Raw genomic sequence first — 15,400 nt, forward strand, 5'->3', positions numbered from 1 at the left:
CCCGGATCTTGCATCGATCTGTCGATCAAGCGTCACGGACGCTCCCTAGCTGAACCCCGAGAACAAAAACGGGGTCGCAGATAATGAATTTCCTTTCGTGCAGAACGGCTCGTCACCTGTTGCTGGCATCGGCGCTGGCGTACCCCGGCTTCGCTTATGCGCAGCAAGGCAATCCCGTTTCGGACGCTGCCGAGACAACGGAATCAGAGGGCGAGGAGATCGTCGTCACCGGCACGGCCTTTCAGAATCAGAAGGCGATCGCCACGCGGCGGGAGTCGCCCGTCGTGGTGGATTCACTGATCCAGGACGACACCGGCGACTTGCCCGACCAATATCTCTCCGAGGCTCTGGCTCGCGTGCCCGGCGTTTCGACGATGCAGGTGCTCTATGGCGAGCAGGAGAGCCAGTATGTGGCCGTCCGCGGCATCACCCCGGACCTGAACTACGTCTCTCTTGACGGGATCGGGATGATCTCGGTCGCCAATCAGGGCGCCGGACAGCGTCGGGTCGATCTGGCACTGATCCCGAGCCAGGCGTCGAGCCGCACCGACGTGTTCAAGACCTTCACCGCCGATCAGGAGGCGGGCGTGATCGGCGGGGTGATCAACATCGTGCCGTACAGCGCGTTCGACGGCCGCAAAGACCGCTTCTTCGTCGACGTCAATGCCAGCTACACCGATTATCGCGATATTCCCGGCGGCAATTCGCTGGGCGGCTATACCGACACGCATTGGGGCGGCGGCGCCAGGGACTGCTGACCAAGCGGTTCGGCGCCAACGAGCAGTTCGGCGTGGTGCTGAGCGGCAGCTACAACCAGCGCACCTATGACGAGACCAAGCGTAACCCCAACGGCCGGACCTATTACACCGCGACCGGGGCGACGACCTCGCCGTTCAACCCCAACTGGAACGGCTTCGATCCCGCACCGACGGCATTCGTCAGCTACGATTTCACCAATTTCGTGAAGACCTATGGCGGCACCGCCGCCTTCGAGTTCCAGCCCGATCCGAATTGGTATTCGTCGATCCTCGTCTACGATTACCGCCAGACGGAGGATCAGACCAACCCGATCTTCAACCTGCGCGCGTTCGATCAGTTGCGGAACCAGACCGAGCATGGCGGTACGTTGCGTGTGCCCGACATTCGCAGCACCTATAATTACGACCGGTTCGAGACCGAGAGCCGCGGCGTGCTGTTCAAGACGCGCTACACTGCCGGCGACGGCACCGAAATCGCCTTTCGCGCCGGCTATAACGACAACAGCTTCCTCGATGCCGAGCAATCGGCGACCTATCAGGCCAAGCCGACCAACCAGTTCGTCACCTATGACAGCAGCAACCGTTCGCTCAGCTTTACGCTCACCGATCCGGCGGCGCTGCTCGACGCCTCGAAATACGCGCTGCTGACTGCGGCCGACACGACGTACGACGCGCTGGGCAAGGCGTGGGAGGCCCGGCTCGACGTGGCGAACAACGCCGATGGCGGCGATCGCGGTTTCGGAATCAAGGGCGGTGTCGGGCTGCGCGGCTTCAAGATGGAGCGCGACGTCACGGTGACCAATTATACGGTCGACAAGTCGCCGCTGACGCCGGTCGCTTACGACCCGAACTTCGTGCCCTGGATGTTCGGCTACAACGTGCTGTGGATCGATTATCCCAAATTCGCGGAAACGGTGAAGCCGAGGCTGCCGGTAACCGCCGCGTCCTCCGCGACCGGCTCGCTCGAGCAGGATTACGATTATCGGGAGACGATCGGCTACGCCTATCTGAGCGGCGTCTGGGCGACCGATCACACCCGTGTCATCGCCGGTCTGCGTTATGATCTCGCCGATTACAGCGCCCATACCCCGCTGCAGATCGGCGGCGTCTATCAAGGCGCTTTCGGCAAGAATAGCGGCGATTATCGCGATCTCCTGCCTTCGCTGAACCTTGTCCAGGACGTGACCGGCAATCTGCGGCTCAAGGCCAGCTACAGCCGCACGATCGGCCGCCCGGCGCCCGAGGACATCGCGCGGCCGACGACGCGCAACGACACTTCGTTCACGATCGCGCGGGGCAATCCCGGCCTCAAGCCGCGGCGCGCGGACAATTTCGACCTCGCCGGAGAATATTATTTCAATGGATCGCAGGGGCTGATCAGCCTTGGCGGCTTCGTCAAGCATGTGAAGGACGACATTTACGACCTGAAGGAAGAGCAGGTCATCGACGGCTTCACCTACACCGTCACTACACCGATGAATGCGAGTTCGTCGAAGCTCAAGGGCGTGGAATTCCAGGTGATCGACAATGCGATCGGCTGGCTGCCGGGCTTCCTCAAAGACCAGCTCGGCTTCTCGTTCAATGTCACGCGCGCGTGGGGAGACATGGATTATCTCGTCGGCGGCGCACCGATCCACAAGGACGCGTTGCTCTATCAGCGCGAATGGATCGGCAATGCGGCCTTGTTCTACAAGCTGCCCGCCGGCGGCGAGGTTCGCGTCGCCTATAGCTATGGCGACGGCTATTATGACGGCATCGGCGCCGATGCCACGCTCGATCGCGGGCCGGAGGCGCGGGGACAGCTCGACGCTTCGGCCCGGGTGGCGCTGGCGCGGGACTGGATCGTCAAGTTCCAGGCGAAGAACATTCTCGGGGAGGACGTCTTCCTCGGCTACGGCGAGAACCTGCGTTACCGGCGTGCCGAGATGAACAAGGGCACGCAGTTCTTCGTGAACCTGATCTTCAAACCCTGACGATTGCCTCCGAGGCGGCACGCCACGTGCCGCTTCGGACGCTCATGCCTTTCCGAGGACCTGACCCATGAAGCTCGAACGCCGCAATCTGCTCAAGGCCGCCGGCCAATTGGCCATTTTCGCGGGCCTTGCGCCGCATGCCGGCTGGGCGGCGGCGCTGACCGGCTATCCGTTCACGCTCGGCATCGCCTCGGGCGATCCGGTGGCGGACGGTTTCGTATTGTGGACCCGGCTGGCGCCGCGCCCGTTCGAACCGGGCAGCGGCATGCCGATGAAGGTCGTGCCGGTCACCTGGCAAGTCGCCGAGGACGCGCAGTTCGCGCGGATCGTGCAGTCCGGGGAGGCGCAGGCGCGCCCCGAGCTCGGCCATTCGGTGCATGTTGAGGTGAGCGGGTTGCTGCCGTCGCGACCCTATTGCTATCGCTTCTTCGCGGGTGCCGAGATGAGCCCGGCGGGCACCGTCCGTACCGCGCCGGCGCGCGGCGCGTCGGCTGAGCGCCTGCGCATCGGCGTCGCCGGATGCCAGCATTACGAGGGCGGCTATTTCACTGCCTATCGGCATCTCTCCGAGGAGCCCGATCTCGACGCCATCTTCCATTATGGCGACTATATTTACGAGCATGCGCCCGAACGCGGCTGCCCGAAGGCAGGTGGTAAGCCCGCTTGCGTGCGCGTTCACGACAGCGACGAGATCTATTCGCTGGATGACTATCGCCGGCGCTATGCGCTCTACAAGCTCGATGCCGATCTTCAGGCGGCGCACCGTGCGGCGGCCTTTCTGCCGACCTATGACGATCACGAGGTCGAGAATAACTGGGCAGGTCAATGGGACGAGAACGGCACCCCGCCCGAGCTGTTCCTGCTGCGCCGTTTCGCCGCGATGCAGGCGTGGTACGAGAACATGCCGGTACGCAAGGCACAGCTGCCCGCAGGCGGGCAGATGCGGATGTTCCGCCGGCTCGATTATGGCGACCTGCTGCGGGTCCATTTGCTCGACACGCGGCAATATCGCACCGATCAGCGCTGCGGCGCATCCGGCGACAAGATCTGCCGCCCCGCCAGCGACAAGGGGCCGTCGGAGATCATCGGTGCCGAGCAGGAAGCGTGGCTCAAGCAAGGCATGACTCGCGACTTCCGCTGGAACCTGCTCGCTCAGCAGGTGATGGTGATGCCCTTCCGCTATCCCGAACACCGCGCCGACGGCGTCACCAACATGGATTCGTGGAGTGGCTATCCCGAAGCGCGCGCGCGTCTGACGGCGGCGATACAGGAACGGCGGCTGACCAACGTCGTTATCGCCACCGGCGACGTCCACAAGCACCATGCCGGCGTGCTCCCTTCGCGCGAAGGCGATCTGCTCAGCACGCCGGTAGCCACCGAATATGTCGCGAGCTCGATCTCGTCCGGCGGCGACGGGAGCGATATGCCGGCCGGATGGGAGCAGGTGCTCGCCAACAATCCTCACACCCGGCTGGTGAACGACCGCCGCGGCTATCAGCTGTTCGACATCGGCCGCAACGAATGGCGCACGGAGGTGATCGCGGTCGACCAGATCTCCACCCGCGGAGGTGCGCGCAGAAGAGTGGCGAGCCTAGTCACGGTTCCGGAGCGTCCGGGAGTCGAGGTGTAATCTGAAACCAAGCGGTTTGCGCACCGTCGCTTGGGCAATGCGTCACTTGGCGAATCTCGCACGCGGTGTCGCTGATCCGCAGCGCCGGAAGCTGTAGAGGAACGGGTCAGTCGGTGGAGGGTATCGGCAGCACCGCGCCCACATGCGCCTCGCCGCGGGCCTCGGCGAGCAGCGCCTGGCGATGGCGTTCGGCATAGCGTTCGCGCTGCTCGTCGCTGCGCTCGTCGTGGCAGGCGGGGCAGGCGACTCCTTCGACATAAAGCGGCAAGCGTTGCGCGTCCTCGCTGACCGGCATCCGGCAGGCGCGGCAAAGAGCATGCGTGCCGGGCTGGAGACCGTGAGAGACCGCCACCCGCTCGTCGAACACGAAGCATTCGCCCTGCCACCGGCTCTCCTCGGCGGCGACCTTCTCCAGATAAGCGAGGATGCCGCCCTTCAGGTGATAGACCTCGTCCAGACCTTCGGCCTTGAGGAACGCGGTTGCCTTCTCGCAGCGTATTCCGCCGGTGCAGAACATCGCGATCTTCGGCTGCCTGCCTTCCTCCTGCCATTCGTCGCGATGCGCGCGTACCCATTCGGGGAAGTCGCGGAAGGTCCGCGTGCCGGGATCGATCGCGCCGGCGAAGGTGCCGAGCGCGACTTCATAGTCGTTGCGCGTATCGATCACGACCGTGTCGGGCTGTGCGATCAGCGCATTCCAGTCCTGCGGCGCGACATAGGCGCCGGCATCGGCCAGTGGGTCGATCCCGGGCTCGCCCATCGTCACGATCTCGCGCTTGATGCGCACCTTCATCCGGTGGAACGGCATCGTCGCCGCGCGTGATTTCTTGACGTCGAGCGCCGCGCAGCCGGGGAGGGTGCGGATATGCGCGAGCACCTGATCGATCGCGCTGTCGCCGTCTGCGATCGTGCCGTTGATCCCTTCGGAGGCCAGCAGCAACGTTCCCTTCACGCCCGCGGCAGCGCAGGCCGCGGCAAGGCGCGCCTGTATCGCCGCGCAATCGTCGAAACGAGTGAACTGGTACAATGCGGCGACGCAAATGGGGAGAATTTCGGTCACGATCACTTTTTCCGGGGTTGGCCACGGCAACGGCCGCCGCGCCCTAGCAGAAGGGCACGCACAGGTCATCTGCGGCGCAAACGGCGAGGGGTTGATCAGGATCAGTCCTGGAAACCAATCTGCATTTGCGTCGTTTGATCGCCCGGAAAAACAGAAACGAGGAGCATTTCATTGCAGCCTTCTGGTGTAGACCGGTTCGTGGACCTGATCAGGAAGCTCACTTCGCTGAACAACCTCAGCGAGGAGGAGATTGCCGGCATCCGGTCGCTCCCGCTCCGGGTCCAGCGTTTCAAGGCGGGCGCCACCATCGTCAGCACCGGCCAGCTGATTTCGGAATGTTGCCTGCTGGTCGAAGGCTTTGCCTGCCGCCACAAGCTGGCGAGCGACGGCGGCCGCCAGATCGTCTCCTTCCATCTGGCAGGCGACATCCTCGACATCCAGCATCTGCTGTTCGAGAAGGCCGACCATAACGTCCAGGTGATCACCGACGCCCAAGTGCTCTTCTTCCCGATGCGCGACTTCCGTCGGCTGATCGAGGACCGGCCCGAAATCGCCAAGGCACTGTGGCGCGATTGCCTCGTCGATGCGTCGGTCTTCCGCGAATGGGTGCTCAATGTCGGGCGGCGCGACGCCAAGATGCGGATCGCGCACATGCTCTGCGAGTTCGCGGCACGGTGCGAAGCGGCGGGCCTCGGCTCGCCGAACCAGTTCACGCTTCCGATGACGCAGGAGGATATCGGCGACGCAACCGGCCTTACCTCGGTGCACGTCAACCGGATGCTGCGGGCGTTGAGCGAAGAGGGCGTGATCGAGCGATCGGGCCGTCAGATCCGCATCGCGGATTGGGAACGGATGAAGCAGGTCGCCGATTTCGATCCGGACTATCTCCACCTCGCCGCCTAGGGCGGCGGCGTAGGAGTCAGTCTCCGGCGTTCTCGATTCCGCCCGCGATATAGGTCTGGACATAGTCCTTGATCCACGCCTCTTCGCGGAACCACTTGGTGACGATGTACTTCATCCCTTGCAGCACGCGCATGCCTTCGTGGAGCGTATCGTAATTGGGAGTGCCGTCGGGCGTCATGTTGTTCCAGATGACGAGCAGCCCGCGCTTCGGCTTGAAGCGAATGCCCGCGCGCGGGAACCAGGTGGCGCCGCCTTCGGCCACGTCGTTGAGATAGGCCATCGCGGTCCAGGTCCGCTGGCCGCCGGTTTCCTTCATCTTGGGCCAATAGGCGCTCGATTCGTGGAAATAGTCGCAATGCGCGCGGAACTGCTGGTTCACCGCATAGCGCTGGCCCTGGAGCGTCTCGGCATTCTCCTCGGGGATGCCGAGAAGATGGGCGATGCGCTGGTCGATCGCGAGGATGTCGGGCGACCAGCGATACAGGTCCGAGCTGTGGCTGGTACGGTATTCCGGATCCTCGCTCTGCGCGAGCAGAGTCGACGGGCGTGAATTCGAGTCGATCAGGTCGATGAGCGCGTCGCATTCGGCGTCGCTCAGGAAATGCGGGAACGTATACATCTGCGCCGTCTCGACCTTGGCGCGCCGGACGGCGGGGTTCGCCTCCAGCCGCGCCGAGACGTCGCGCCCGATCTTCGCACGCACCGGCGAGGGACCGCCGGAGACTCTGCCTTCATTCTGGTTGATCTTGCTCACGCCTTGCGAAATCGCGCGGAGCGGCTCGATTTGCAAGCCGCAACCACATCTTGACGGCAAGGAGCCCGGTGTCGCCACCGGGCCCCAGGATCTCCGATAAGGCTGCGGGCGTCCTTACCAGAAGATATCGTAGATCGTGTCGACCACTTCGCCGGTGTAGATGTCGACGAGCAGCGCATCGTTGTAATAGCGCACCCAGCGATAGGGGCCGTCGACCTCGGGCAGGCGATAATAGAACGGATCGTTGATCCAGTAGTTCGACGAGAACAGGATCGAATCCAGCGTGAAGCCGATCCCGAACCGCCGATATCCATATCCCCAGCCGCTCGGCGCGTAATAGCGCGGCAGGCGATAGATGTTGCGGTTGCTGCTGCGATAGCCGCGCCAGTCGTAGCGGCGGTCGTTGCGCCAGCGGTTGTTCCAGCTCCCGCGGTTGCGGTCGTTGTTCCAGCCGCGGTTGCTGTCGTAGCGATTGCGGTCGCCGCTCCAGTTGCGCGTCCGGTCGCGATCGTTCCAGTCGCGATTGCCCCGGTCGTACCGGCTGCGGTCGCGATTGCCGTCGTTCCAGCGGGTGCGATCGCCGTCCCGGTTGCGGTCGTTCCAGCGGCTGCGGTCGCCGTCGCGGACCTGCTGCTGGCGCTGTTGGTCGAACTGCCGCTGCCGATCCGCATCCTGACGACGCGTGCCGCCGTTCCACTGGCTGCGGTTGCCGGTCCATTGGCTGCGGTCGCCACTGTTGTTCCACCGGCTGCGGTCACCACGGTCGCCGCCCCAGCGCTCGCGCTGCTGCTGGACCGCCTGCGGTGCCTGCTGCGGCTGCGCCTGTTGCTGCGGACGGTTCCAGCCGCGCTGACGCTCGCCGCCGCCGCTCCATTGGCGCTGCGGCTGGGCCTGCGGCGTCTGCTCGCGCTGCTGCTGACGCCATTCGCCGCGGTTCTGGCGAACCTCGGACTGGCCGCTGTTATTTGCCGAACGGTCACGGCCGCCCCAGCGCCCCCGGTCCTGCGCAAGCGCCGCCGGCGGGACCAGAGCCGTTGCGGCGATGATCACCGCTAGCAAGGTCTTCTTCATCTCAACTGTCTCCGTCGAGACCGGCAAGGGGCCGGGCTACATCGTAGGACTGGATTAGGCTTCGTCGCATGAGCGGTTGCTGAATTGCGGCGAAAGGTGATTGAAAGAATTGCGAAAGACTATTCGGGCGCGGGCGCCTCCGGTTCGGGCCCGGCGGCCAGTGGCGCATCGCCGCGCGCCAGTCGGGCAGCGTCGGTGATCACGCCGATCAGCCGCGGATAGATGCCGCACCGGCAGATGTTGGGGATCGCACCCTTGATGTCCTCCTCGCTCGGGTTGCGATTGTTGCGCAGCAACACGGACGCGGCCATCACCACGCCGGGGATGCAATAGCCGCACTGGACCACGTTGGTCGCGAGCAGCGCCTGCTGGACGGGATGGCTGCGATCCTTCGAAAGCCCCTCGATCGTCGTGACGAAGGTCCCTTCGAGCGCGCCGATCGTTTCCTGACAGGCGAGCCGCAGTCCTCCATCGACGTCCACCGCGCAGGCGCCGCAATCGCCGGTGCCGCAGCCATATTTGGTGCCGGTCAGGTTGGAGGCATCGCGCAAGGCCCAGAGCAGGGGCGTGCGCGGGTCCATCTTGTACTCGACCGGCTGGTTGTTGACGGTGAAGCGAGTCATGGCCGGGGTGTAGCCGGAAACGCGATGTTTCCGAAACCGGCATTGTCGCGGCTCGCTGTCCCACCGATGTTGGATTCGCCGGGCTTAACTTCACACTTTGCCCGCGCTTTGTGAACAAAAGTTGCGCGTTGATGGAATCTTGTTTCGTGCTTCGGTTTTTGGCTCGCGATGGAGTCGGGCACGCCATCTGAGAACAATAGCAGAACATCGTCTTGTAGGACAGCATTATGACGACCTTGCCGACCTTCTTCATCCCGCATGGCGGTGGACCCTGTTTCTTCATGGACCCGGACGGCGGCCCCGCCGATCCCATGTGGCAGTCGATGCAGGCCTATCTCGCGGGGCTGATCGACAGCTTGCCCGAGCGGCCGAAAGCGATCCTGCTGGTGTCGGGACATTGGGAGGAGGATCGGGTCACGGTCCACAGCGGTGACGGGCAGCCATTATTGTTCGACTATTACGGGTTCCCCGAGCACACCTATCGCCTGCGCTGGGACGCGCCCGGCGCGCCGGAGGTGGCGGCGCGGACAAAGGCTTTGCTCGAAGGCGCCGGCTTTCCGGTCGGCGAGGAGCGTGAACGCGGCTGGGACCACGGTGTGTTCATCCCGATGATGGTCGCCGTCCCGGGCGCCGACATTCCGCTCGTCCAGCTTTCGCTGCGCAAGGACCTCGACCCGGCGGCGCACATCGCAATCGGCCGTGCACTGGCCCCGCTGCGCGACGAAGGCGTGCTGATCCTGGGCAGCGGCATGAGCTTCCACAATCTGCGCGCCCGCGGGCCGCAGGTGACGCCGGTGGCGGACGAATGGGATGCAGCGCTGGTCGACGCGGTGACCGATCCGGATCCGGTACGGCGGGCGGAGCGCGTGGCGGCGTGGGATGAACTGCCGCACGCCCATTTCGCCCATCCCCGCGAGGAGCATCTCCTGCCGCTGATGGTCGCACTGGGCGCGGGCGCGGACGGGCCGGCGGTGGCCGATTACCGCGATCACGTGATGGGCTGGGCGGTTTCGGGGTTCCGGTTCGGGTAGTTGTCGGTGCTAGCAATCCTCCCCCGGAGGGGAGGGGACCGCCGTAGGCGGTGGAGGGGTAGTCTCCGCGAGCATTTTCGACGATTTGACGAACCACAGCTTCAAGATCGTTCAACACCGCTGTCGCGGGGATACGAAGCACTTGCACACCTTGCGTTCGGAGCCACGCGTCGCGATTCGCATCATGTTCAGGAGCATTACCTCGGCCGTGCGCCTCTCCGTCCACTTCGATGGCAATGCGGTGCTCAGCGCAAAAGAAGTCCAGCACGTAGCCGCCTGCCGGATGCTGCTTTCGAAACTTTAAACCACCGGGACGCTTCCTCAGCTGAATCCACAGCAGCACCTCGGGCAGACTCAACTGCCTGCGAAGCTCCCTGGCGCGCTTTTGGGTTCGTTTCGGGCCGTGCAGCATGCGGCGACTACCCCTCCACCAGCTTCGCTGGTCCCCTCCCCTCCGGGGAGGATTATCACTCCCGCCAGCTCCGATCGATCCGATCCACCAGCCGCACCATCGCGGCGAAGTCCGCAGCGCCCGGGCCGCCGGGGACTTGGGCCATGTGGAGGTCGCGCTGGTGGACCGCGACGACATCGTCGGACACCATCAGCGGCTCGCCCATTGACAGGGTCGCCACCTGGATCTCGCAGGCGCGCTGGAGCGACCAGTGCTTGATGAATGCCTCGGGCAAGGTGCGACCCATCACGAGGATGCCGTGGTTGCGCAGCAGCATCACGCGCTTGTCGCCGAGATTGGCGAGCAGCCGCTCGCCTTCCTCGTCGCGCACCGTCACGCCTTCGAAATCGTGATAGGCGATCTGCCCGGCGAAGTTGCACGCGTAGAAATTGACGGGGCGCAGGCCGCCTTCGACGCTGCTCACTGCCATCCCGGCTGTTGTATGCGTGTGCATGATGCAATGCGCGTCGGGGAGATGGCGATGGAACAATGCGTGCTGGACGAAGCCCGCCCGGTTCACCGGATAGGGAGAGTCGCCGAGCTTGTTGCCAAGGATGTCGATCTTGACGAGGTTCGACGCCTTCACTTCGCTGAAGTGCAGCCCGAACGGATTGATCAGGAACGCGCCTTCGTCGCCCGGCAGCTTCACGGTGATGTGGTTGTAGATCATCTCGGACCAGCTGAGCATGTCGAACACGCGGTAGCAGGCGGCGAGCTGCTGGCGCGCCTCCCATTCGGCATCGCTGACGCCAAGGGGGTTGCCGGCGTCTTGCTGAAGCGCAGTGGCCATCGATCCTCTCCTATTTTGGTTGCAATATGCCACGCATGTGCGGGCGCGGGCAACCGCCGTGCGTGCCCGTCCGTTGAGATTCCATCCGGATCAAAATCGCTGCGAGTGCGTTACGCGTTCGCAACGACTGAGGGGATCTGCCGAATGCGAGGAGTAAAATTGCGCCAGGGTGTCACTCTGGCAGGATTGTTCGTGCTGGGCGCGTGCGGCGGCTCCGGCGCGGGAAGCGGCGGGAACGGATCGACGGAGGCAGTGGCGACTTCGCCCGCCACCGCGGCCAAATTGAGCGCCTATACCGAGGCGTATAACGCGTTGCTCGAAACCTATGGGCTGCCGGCGACGGCGAAGACCTACAAGGAGGCTCGCGTGGCCAGCCAGTCGCCGAGCGAGACCATTACGATCAGCGATGGCCACATCGAATACGAGGCGGCCAAGCTCAAGGCGGCGCGCGCGCTGCCCGGCGCGCTCGGCTCGCTCGATGCGGCGGCGGAGACGCTCGATACCGCGCTGCAAAAGGTGCTGGCACGGCTGAAGCCGCTTTATGCCTATTACAACACCAAGGCGTATCGCGCGGACGGGCTCAAGCGCGGCAAGGCGGAAGACGCCCAGATGACTGCCGAATTCGATGCAGCGCTGAAGGCGATGGACGATTTCAACGCCGCATTGACCAAGCAGCGCCGCGCCGGCGCCGACGCCGAGCTCTCCAGGCTCAAGCAGAGCGGCGACACCGTCGCCTACAACACCAAGCTGGCGATGCAGCAGGCCGAGGATATGGTGGGCCTGTTCGGCAAGCCCGAAGACCTCCGCGATCCGGCGGTTTTCGCCAAGGGGATGCGCTCGCCGCGTCGCTTGAGAAATTGCTGGCCGATCAGCAAAAGGCGATCGCGGACGCCAAGGCCAAGGCGAAGGAACCGATAGAGACGAGCCGGCTCGGCATCTCGGCGCTGGTGGTCGACATGCTCGGATCGATGATCGGCCAATATCGTGAGGTGAAGCAGTCGCATTCCGCCAACGACGCGGAGGCGATGGTCGATTCCTATAATCGTGCGGTGGGGCTGGCGAACGACATGCCTTGAGGGATGGGACACTCACCAATTCCCTCCCTGCAAGGGAGGGATGATCGGGTCGGCCATGCTCCCAGCATGGCCTGAACAGCGTGGGACGCTGTTCATCCGATCATGGGTGGGTGCGAGCCCGGCGAAGGCCGGGGAGCCCATCGAGTTGCAGGGAATGAAGAAAAGGCCGGGCATCGAGCCCGATCTTTTCTACCCACCCCGGCCCCTCCCTAAGAGGGAGGGGAGAGGCTAGCGGAACGCATAGGGCACGACGCTGCGCCGGTCGGCGTCGATCTCGATGACCGATCCGGCGGGCGGGAAGGCGCGCTGGTCGCAGTCCGTCCGCGGGCAGATGCGGCAGCTCGCGCCGATCGGTGTCGCAGCGCCGCCAGGACGCAGATCGTCGGCATAGACGAAGTCGGCCGCATGCGCCTCCTCGCAGCCGAGCGCCACGGCGTAGCGGCGGGCGGGGCGGGCATAGCTGCCCGACGGCTTGACCAGCCCCTTGGCCATCGAGACGTAGCGCGTGCCGTCGGGCATCTCCGCCAGCTGCACGAGGATGCGATCGGGGATCGCCACTGCCTCGTGCACCACCCAGAGCGGACAGGCGCCGCCGAGCGCGGCGAACTGGAGCCGCGTCGCCGAGTGGCGCTTGGTGATGTTGCCCGCCATGTCGACGCGGCAGAAGAAGAAGGGCAGGCCCGCTGCGCCGGGGCGCTGGAGCGTCGAGAGGCGGTGGCACGCCTGCTCGAAGCTCACCCCGAAGCGTTGGCGGAGGCGATCGATGTCGTGGCGGACTTCGCGGGCGCGGGTGCGGAACTGGCCGTAGGGCATCAGCAGCGCGCCGGCGGCGTAATTGGCGAGGCCCACGCTGAGCAACTCGCGCGAGGCCTGGCTTGCGAGGCCGGCCTGTTCGACGACATGCCGCATCTCGTTGGCGAATTCGTAGCGGACGAGGCGGTGCGCGAGCAGGAAGGCGCGGCTCTCGGGGGCAAGCCGGAGTTGAGCGCGAGCGTGCGTTCGCGCTCGTCGAAGCGGCTGAGCTGGCTGCCGTCGCTGTCCTCGGCGATCACGCGGACGCCGTGCCAGCGGCGGAGGCGATCCTCGAGCGCCTGGCTCACCGAGCCTTCGAGCGTGTCGGCGAGCGCCTCGGCCGAGCGGTCGATCGCGTCGATGTAATTGCCTTCCGCCTGGAACCAGTCGCGGACTTCCTCCCAGGGGAGCGGCGCGGCGTCGCTCGAGCCCGTGTCGAAGCGATCGTCGAGCACGCGAAGTTGCTCCTGGCTACGGCGCCATGCCTCGTGCACCGCGACGAGACGGCGGGCGAGCAGGGGCTGCTGCTCGAGCCCGCGGCGGACGTCGGTTTCGCTCAAGGGATGCGCGGCGATGCTGGTGTCGGTGGCGGCATCGATCGTGCGGAGCAACGTCGAGGTTTCGGCTTCGGCGCCGATGTCGGCCGCTTCCATCGGGAACTCGCGGGCGAGCGCGAGCAGCACGACATCGGTGATCGGGCGGCCGTTATTCTCGATCTGCGAGAGATAGGGGACCGAAATGCCCAGCCGCGCCGCCATCGCCGCCTGGCTGAGCACGAGACGGCGGCGCAGGTCGCGCAGACGGAAGCCTTCGAACAGGCGGCGGCGGGGGGGCCATGCCGCCACCATATTCTGCAAACCTGCCCGCCGCAACTTTGCAACATTGCATTTGCCTCCGCGCGTATGCCCTGTGCAGAAGGCGCCACCTCTCGGGAGCCTGCAATGTCGTCGACGATCGAGGAACTGGAGCGCCGCCGCGCCGCAGCCCGCCTGGGCGGCGGGCAGAAGCGGATCGACGCGCAGCACGCCAAGGGCAAGCTCACTGCGCGCGAGCGCGTCGAGGTGCTGCTTGATCAGGGATCGTTCGAGGAGCTCGATATGTATGTCGAGCACAACGCCGTGGATTTCGGCATGGCGGACCAGATCGTCCCCGGCGACGGCGTCGTCACCGGCAGCGGCACGATCAACGGCCGCCTCGTCTTCGTGTTCAGCCAGGACTTCACGGTGTTCGGCGGCTCGCTCTCCGAGCGCCACGCGCAGAAGATCTGCAAGATCATGGACATGGCGATGAAGGTCGGCGCGCCCGTCATCGGCCTCAACGACAGCGGCGGGGCGCGCATCCAGGAAGGCGTCGCCAGCCTTGCCGGCTATGCCGAGGTGTTCCAGCGCAACGTGCTGGCGAGCGGCGTGGTGCCGCAATTGAGCCTGATCATGGGCCCCTGCGCAGGCGGGGCCGTATATTCTCCCGCGATGACCGACTTCATCTTCATGGTGAAGGATTCGTCGTACATGTTCGTCACCGGCCCAGATGTAGTGAAGACCGTTACAAACGAGATCGTCACGCAGGAGGAACTGGGTGGAGCGGTGACGCATACCACGAAGTCGGGGGTCGCCGATGTGGCCTTCGATAACGACATCGAGGCGCTGCTCGCGGCCCGCGACTTCGTGGACTTCCTGCCCGCATCCAATCGGGAAAGCGTTCCCGAGCGGCCGTGCGACGATCCGTGGGATCGTATCGAGGAGAGCCTCGACACGCTGATCCCGCCCAGTGCCAACCAGCCCTATGACATGCACGAGTGCGTGCGGAAGGTGCTCGACGAAGGCGAGTTCTTCGAAATCCAGCCGACGCACGCCGCCAACATCCTGATCGGCTTCGGCCGGATCGAGGGGCGCACCGTCGGGGTGGTCGCCAACCAGCCGATGGTGCTGGCCGGGGTGCTCGACATCAATTCGTCGAAGAAGGCGGCGCGCTTCGTGCGCTTCTGCGACGCGTTCGACATCCCCATCCTGACCTTTGTCGACGTTCCCGGCTTCCTGCCGGGCGTCGGGCAGGAGCATAGTGGAATCATCAAGCACGGCGCGAAATTGCTCTTCGCTTATGCCGAGGCGACCGTCCCCAAGATCACCGTGATCACCCGCAAGGCCTATGGCGGCGCGTACGACGTGATGGCGTCGAAGCACCTGCGCGGCGATCTCAACTATGCCTGGCCCACTGCCGAGATCGCGGTGATGGGCGCGAAAGGTGCGGTCGAGATCATCTTCCGGGGCAAGACGCCGGAGGAAATCGCCGAGCGGACCGCCGAATATGAGGCGCGCTTCGCCAATCCGTTCGTGGCGGCGAGCAAGGGCTTCATCGACGAAGTGATCCTGCCCCATTCCACCCGCCGCCGGATCGCGCTGGGGCTACGCAAGCTCCGCAACAAGCAGCTTGAGAACCCGTGGAAGAAGCACGACAACATCCCGCTGTGAACGGCGCCGCGGCGGTGGCC

General features: G+C 64.9%; 13 protein-coding genes and 2 pseudogenes. 8 read left to right on the forward strand and 7 right to left on the reverse strand.

The annotated features are described in order from the left end of the window. Positions 1-83: 83 nt before the first annotated feature. From PIB19_RS02415 to PIB19_RS02425, 3 genes are all read left to right on the forward strand, one after another. Positions 84-758 (forward strand): TonB-dependent receptor plug domain-containing protein, encoded by a 675-nt coding sequence (locus PIB19_RS02415; RefSeq protein ID WP_271239528.1) that lies wholly within the window; start codon positions 84-86, stop codon positions 756-758. Next, positions 731-2,731 carry a TonB-dependent receptor domain-containing protein gene (locus PIB19_RS02420; protein WP_271239529.1) on the forward strand — a complete coding sequence of 667 codons (2,001 nt, stop codon included), beginning with the start codon at positions 731-733 and terminating at the stop codon, positions 2,729-2,731. The genes PIB19_RS02415 and PIB19_RS02420 overlap by 28 nt, the downstream gene beginning before the upstream one ends. A gap of 67 nt (positions 2,732-2,798) precedes the next feature. Continuing rightward, positions 2,799-4,361, forward strand: coding sequence for an alkaline phosphatase D family protein (locus PIB19_RS02425; protein ID WP_271239530.1), 1,563 nt, complete (start codon positions 2,799-2,801; stop codon positions 4,359-4,361). Positions 4,362-4,467: 106 nt separating this feature from the next. Here the strand turns inward: PIB19_RS02425 and trhO are convergent, their stop codons facing one another. Continuing rightward, entirely contained in the window at positions 4,468-5,424 is a 957-nt protein-coding gene (gene trhO, locus PIB19_RS02430; RefSeq protein ID WP_443018728.1) for an oxygen-dependent tRNA uridine(34) hydroxylase TrhO, read from the reverse strand. Positions 5,425-5,619: 195 nt separating this feature from the next. On the opposite strand from trhO, the gene PIB19_RS02435 reads away from it, so the two are divergent. Further along, complete coding sequence (locus tag PIB19_RS02435) at positions 5,620-6,324, forward strand: Crp/Fnr family transcriptional regulator (protein ID WP_271239532.1); 705 nt, start codon at positions 5,620-5,622, stop codon at positions 6,322-6,324. A 16-nt stretch (positions 6,325-6,340) separates the two neighbouring features. Here PIB19_RS02435 and PIB19_RS02440 read toward each other — a convergent pair whose 3' ends face one another. The 3 genes from PIB19_RS02440 to PIB19_RS02450 all read right to left on the reverse strand — a co-directional run bounded on the left by PIB19_RS02440 (position 6,341) and on the right by PIB19_RS02450 (position 8,772). After that, a complete protein-coding gene (locus tag PIB19_RS02440) occupies positions 6,341-7,078 on the reverse strand; it encodes a 2OG-Fe(II) oxygenase (RefSeq protein WP_271239533.1) in 738 nt (245 codons plus the stop codon). A gap of 114 nt (positions 7,079-7,192) precedes the next feature. Continuing rightward, positions 7,193-8,149, reverse strand: coding sequence for an RcnB family protein (locus PIB19_RS02445; protein WP_271239534.1), 957 nt, complete (start codon positions 8,147-8,149; stop codon positions 7,193-7,195). Positions 8,150-8,268: 119 nt separating this feature from the next. Continuing rightward, on the reverse strand, positions 8,269-8,772 hold the full coding sequence (locus PIB19_RS02450) for a (2Fe-2S)-binding protein (RefSeq protein ID WP_271239535.1): 504 nt from the start codon (positions 8,770-8,772) through the stop codon (positions 8,269-8,271). A gap of 227 nt (positions 8,773-8,999) precedes the next feature. On the opposite strand from PIB19_RS02450, the gene PIB19_RS02455 reads away from it, so the two are divergent. After that, entirely contained in the window at positions 9,000-9,803 is an 804-nt protein-coding gene (locus tag PIB19_RS02455; RefSeq protein ID WP_271239536.1) for a DODA-type extradiol aromatic ring-opening family dioxygenase, read from the forward strand. A gap of 133 nt (positions 9,804-9,936) precedes the next feature. On the opposite strand, the pseudogene PIB19_RS02460 reads toward PIB19_RS02455, so the two are convergent. Then, positions 9,937-10,215 (reverse strand): annotated as a pseudogene (locus PIB19_RS02460) (endonuclease domain-containing protein); the annotation flags it as partial. 55 nt (positions 10,216-10,270) lie between these two features. Further along, the gene (locus PIB19_RS02465; protein ID WP_271239537.1) at positions 10,271-11,044 is read right to left on the reverse strand and encodes a class II aldolase/adducin family protein; all 774 of its coding nucleotides are present in this window, start codon (positions 11,042-11,044) and stop codon (positions 10,271-10,273) included. Positions 11,045-11,203: 159 nt separating this feature from the next. On the opposite strand from PIB19_RS02465, the gene PIB19_RS02470 reads away from it, so the two are divergent. After that, on the forward strand, positions 11,204-11,962 hold the full coding sequence (locus PIB19_RS02470; protein WP_271239538.1) for a DUF3829 domain-containing protein: 759 nt from the start codon (positions 11,204-11,206) through the stop codon (positions 11,960-11,962). Continuing rightward, positions 11,902-12,120, forward strand: coding sequence for a hypothetical protein (locus PIB19_RS02475; protein WP_271239539.1), 219 nt, complete (start codon positions 11,902-11,904; stop codon positions 12,118-12,120). Before PIB19_RS02470 ends, PIB19_RS02475 begins: the two co-directional genes overlap by 61 nt. Positions 12,121-12,348: 228 nt before the next feature. Here the strand turns inward: PIB19_RS02475 and PIB19_RS02480 are convergent. Further along, positions 12,349-13,760 (reverse strand): annotated as a pseudogene (locus tag PIB19_RS02480) (helix-turn-helix domain-containing protein). A 93-nt stretch (positions 13,761-13,853) separates the two neighbouring features. Here PIB19_RS02480 and PIB19_RS02485 point away from each other — a divergent pair. Then, the gene (locus PIB19_RS02485; protein WP_271239540.1) at positions 13,854-15,380 is read left to right on the forward strand and encodes an acyl-CoA carboxylase subunit beta; all 1,527 of its coding nucleotides are present in this window, start codon (positions 13,854-13,856) and stop codon (positions 15,378-15,380) included. Positions 15,381-15,400 lie beyond the last annotated feature (20 nt).

The sequence above is a fragment of the Sphingomonas sp. 7/4-4 genome (genome assembly GCF_027941955.1).
Classification (GTDB): domain Bacteria; phylum Pseudomonadota; class Alphaproteobacteria; order Sphingomonadales; family Sphingomonadaceae; genus Sphingomonas.

What these genes read in the sequence shown, in the direction of transcription:
- PIB19_RS02445 (WP_271239534.1), bottom strand. Translation starts at nt 8,149, where the DNA reads ATGAAGAAGACCTTGCTAGCGGTGATCATCGCCGCAACGGCTCTGGTC.
- PIB19_RS02450 (WP_271239535.1), bottom strand. Translation starts at nt 8,772, where the DNA reads ATGACTCGCTTCACCGTCAACAACCAGCCGGTCGAGTACAAGATGGAC.
- PIB19_RS02425 (WP_271239530.1), top strand. Translation starts at nt 2,799, where the DNA reads ATGAAGCTCGAACGCCGCAATCTGCTCAAGGCCGCCGGCCAATTGGCC.
- PIB19_RS02415 (WP_271239528.1), top strand. Translation starts at nt 84, where the DNA reads ATGAATTTCCTTTCGTGCAGAACGGCTCGTCACCTGTTGCTGGCATCG.
- PIB19_RS02455 (WP_271239536.1), top strand. Translation starts at nt 9,000, where the DNA reads ATGACGACCTTGCCGACCTTCTTCATCCCGCATGGCGGTGGACCCTGT.
- PIB19_RS02485 (WP_271239540.1), top strand. Translation starts at nt 13,854, where the DNA reads ATGTCGTCGACGATCGAGGAACTGGAGCGCCGCCGCGCCGCAGCCCGC.
- PIB19_RS02465 (WP_271239537.1), bottom strand. Translation starts at nt 11,044, where the DNA reads ATGGCCACTGCGCTTCAGCAAGACGCCGGCAACCCCCTTGGCGTCAGC.